Below are 3,358 nucleotides of genomic sequence, written 5' to 3' on the forward strand. Positions count from 1 at the left end.
TGGGCTCGCCGGCCCCACCCGGCGCCCCCACCCCTAGGGAGGCCGCCATGCGCATCCTCACCCGCGCGTACGCCGAAGCCGCCGGCTGCGGAATCCTCGCCGCGGCCGCCGGGGTGGCCGTCGCCGAGCTGGCCGCGACGCTACTGCGACCCGAGTCGTCGCCAGTTATCGGCATCGGCTCCGCCGTCGTCGACGCCACTCCGACTCCGGTCAAGGAGTACGCGGTCCGAACCGTCGGCACCTACGACAAACCGTTGCTGCTGGCCGGAATCGTGACGGTGCTCCTCGTCGTCGCGGCGGGCCTCGGCCTGCTGGCCCGACGGCGACGGCGTACGGGGCAAGCGGGGTTCGCCGCGCTCGGCCTGGCCGCGGCGGCCGCCGTCCTGACCCGGCCGGCCACCGAGCCCCGAGATGTGCTGCCGTCGCTGCTGGCCGGGGCGGTCGGCGCGCTGATCCTCGGCTGGCTGACCGCAGCTGCAGCCGCAACCGAAGTCGCCGGCGAAGGGAATCAGAGCCGCCGGAAGTTCCTGCTGACCGCCGGGGCGATCGCGGGCGTATCCGTCGCCGCGGGCGGCCTGACCACCCTGGTACGCCGTTCGCTCGCCGGCTCGGCGGCGCGATCCCGCGACGCGATCACCCTCCCGGCCCCCACACAGCCGGCGGGTCCCCGGATCACCACGCCGGGCTTCTACACCCCGGTCGGCGAGTTCTACCGGGTCGACACCGCCCTGACCGTGCCCAGGGTCGACGTGGACCGGTGGCGGCTGCGTATTCACGGGCTGGTCGACCGGCCCACCACGCTGGACTTCGACGAGCTGCTCAGCCTGGGGCTCGTCGAGCGCGACATCACGCTCAACTGCGTGTCCAACGAGGTCGGCGGGCCGTACATCGGCACCACGCGGTGGCTCGGCCTACTGCTCGCGCCGCTGCTGCGGGAAGCCGGCGTGCACCCCGACGCCGACCAAGTCGTCGCCCGGTCGGTGGACGGCATGACCCTCGGCACCCCGACGGCGACCCTGCTGGACGGCCGGGACGCGATGCTCGCAGTCGGCATGGACGGCAGTCCGCTTCCCCCGGAGCACGGCTTCCCCGTACGCATGCTCACCCCGGGCCTGTTCGGGTACGCCGGATCCTGCAAATGGATCACGGAGCTGGAACTGGCCCGGTTCGGCGACTTCGACGCGTACTGGGTGCGCCGGGGCTGGGCGCGGCAGGCTCCGGTCAAGACAGCCTCCCGCATCGACCGGCCGGCCGCCTTCGCCAAGGTCCCACCGGGTGACGTCACCATCGCGGGGGTCGCCTGGGCGCAGGGCCGCGGGATCAGCGCGGTCGAGCTCCAAGTCGACGACGGGCCGTGGGAGCAGACCGACCTGCTGCCCAGCCCGAGCCGGGACACCTGGGTCCAATGGCGACACCAATGGCACGCAGCACGCGGTGGCCACACGTTACGCGTACGCGCGACCGACGGCACCGGCCGCACTCAGCCCGAGCAACGGGCCACTCCGTTCCCCGACGGCGCGACCGGCTGGCACACCCTAGCCGTGACCGTCACATGATCGCTGCTGCTTCCGAGCCGTGCCGCAGGCGAAACCGTTGGATGCGCGTCTGGGTCGGGAGTCGTTCGCCGGGTGGCCAGGGGCACGGGCGGATCGCCGGCGGTTCCGGCCTATGTGGTCTAGCTTGCCGTTTAACCTCTTCGGCCGATCACCTGCTGATTCGCGCCCGGATCCGATTGATGCACTGTGGACATTGAGCGGCCCTGGCGTGATCATGAGTGTTGCTGAGACACAAAGATCACCCCAAGGCCGTGAAGATGAGTGTGCGGGATGACGCTGTGCGCGTCGAGGCTCTATCCGTGTTGTCCGCATTCCGGGAGCAGTTCTACCGCTGCTTGACCGCTCGTGCTGACACATTGTTCGAGGTCACCGACGCGCTGTTGTGCACCGACGGGCCGGTAAGGTCGCCGGTCGATCTGGTGCTCGCACCCGAACACCGCCGCGGTCACGGCGCCATGTACGCCGCGCTGGAACGCGGCCGCATCGACATCGACCGGCTGCGCCTAGCCCTGACCGCAACGCCGATGCCACGTGCCGCGGACGGTCGCCTGGTGCTGGCCGTCGACGTGACCTGCTGGCTGCGCCCGGAGGCGCACACTTCGCCCGAGCGGATCCTGTGCCACACCTACGGGCGCGGCAAGGACCAGGCGATCATGATCCCAGGCTGGCCGTACTCGGTGGTCGTCGCCCTCGAAACCGGCCGCAGCTCCTGGACCGCGCCCCTGGACGCGGTGCGTCTGCTACCCGGCGCGGACACCGCCACCGTCACCGCCGATCAGCTGCGCGGCGTGATCGGGCGACTGATCGCGGTCGGTCACTGGCAGCCCGGCGACCTCGACATCCTGGTCGTGGTCGACGCCGGCTACGACGTGCCTCGGCTGGCACACGTGCTCGGCGACCTGCCGGTGCAGGTGCTGGGCCGGATGCGCTCCGACCGTGTCCTGCGCCGCGCCGCCGGACTCCGGACACCGGGCACCAACGGACGCCCGCCCCGCCACGGCGGCGAGTTCATCTTCGGGGACCCGGCCACCTGGGGCGAACCCGACCACACCATCAGCGCAGAGACTAGGCTCTACGGCCCGGCGAACGTGCATGCCTGGGGCCGGCTGCACCCACGGCTGACCCGCCGGGCCGCCTGGCATGCCTCGGCCGGCCTGCCGATCATCGAGGGCACCGTGATCCGCCTCGAGGTGGCCCGCCTGCCCAGCGGCGCGATCCCCAAGCCCGTATGGCTGTGGTGGTCAGGCACCGACGCCACCACGGCCGATGTGGACCGGCTTTGGCAAGCGTTCCTGCGCCGCTTCGACATCGAGCACACGTTTCGGCTGCTCAAGCAGACCTTGGGCTGGACCAGCCCGAAGATCCGCAACCCGCATACTGCCGACCGGTGGACCTGGCTCATCCTCGCCGCCTACACCCAACTACGCCTGGCCCGCCCGCTGGCCACCGACCTACGGCGCCCCTGGGAGAAGCCGTTGCCGCCTGATCGGCTCACCCCAGCCCGCGTCCGCCGAGGGTTTCGGCACCTGCGCGCGAAGAACCCAAGCCCGGCAGCCGCGCCGAAACCCTCGCGACCAGGACCCGGCCGGCCACCCGGACGACCCAACACACAGCCCGCACCCCGCTACGACGTCCACGTCGTCAGGACGAACACCAGTTGGGCCGACGCCAAGAAGAGCAAGTCGACCAACCCCAGACCACGGCGCAGGGACTGTGGATCTAACGGTGTTTCCGGCCTGACACGCTGAGCGTGGTGCTCGGCGAGGAAGGCGGCCGTGATGACCGCGACACTGGATGACGTG

2 protein-coding genes are annotated in these 3,358 nt (G+C 71.2%); both read left to right on the plus strand.

What is annotated here, in order from left to right; genetic code table 11:
• Nucleotides 1-47 precede the first annotated feature (47 nt).
• Nucleotides 48-1,556, plus strand: a complete 1,509-nt coding sequence (locus tag AB0M47_RS42450; protein WP_363424648.1) for a molybdopterin-dependent oxidoreductase — start codon at nt 48-50, stop codon at nt 1,554-1,556.
• Between the two features lie 257 nt (nt 1,557-1,813).
• A complete protein-coding gene (locus AB0M47_RS42455) occupies nt 1,814-3,304 on the plus strand; it encodes an NF041680 family putative transposase (protein WP_363424651.1) in 1,491 nt (496 codons plus the stop codon).
• Nucleotides 3,305-3,358 lie beyond the last annotated feature (54 nt).

Source organism: Hamadaea sp. NPDC051192 (assembly GCF_040682475.1).
Taxonomy (GTDB): domain Bacteria; phylum Actinomycetota; class Actinomycetes; order Mycobacteriales; family Micromonosporaceae; genus Hamadaea; species Hamadaea flava.

Bases quoted from the DNA above. Each gene is read 5' to 3' on its own strand.
- AB0M47_RS42450 (WP_363424648.1), top strand. From the start codon at position 48: ATGCGCATCCTCACCCGCGCGTACGCCGAAGCCGCCGGCTGCGGAATC.
- AB0M47_RS42455 (WP_363424651.1), top strand. From the start codon at position 1,814: ATGAGTGTGCGGGATGACGCTGTGCGCGTCGAGGCTCTATCCGTGTTG.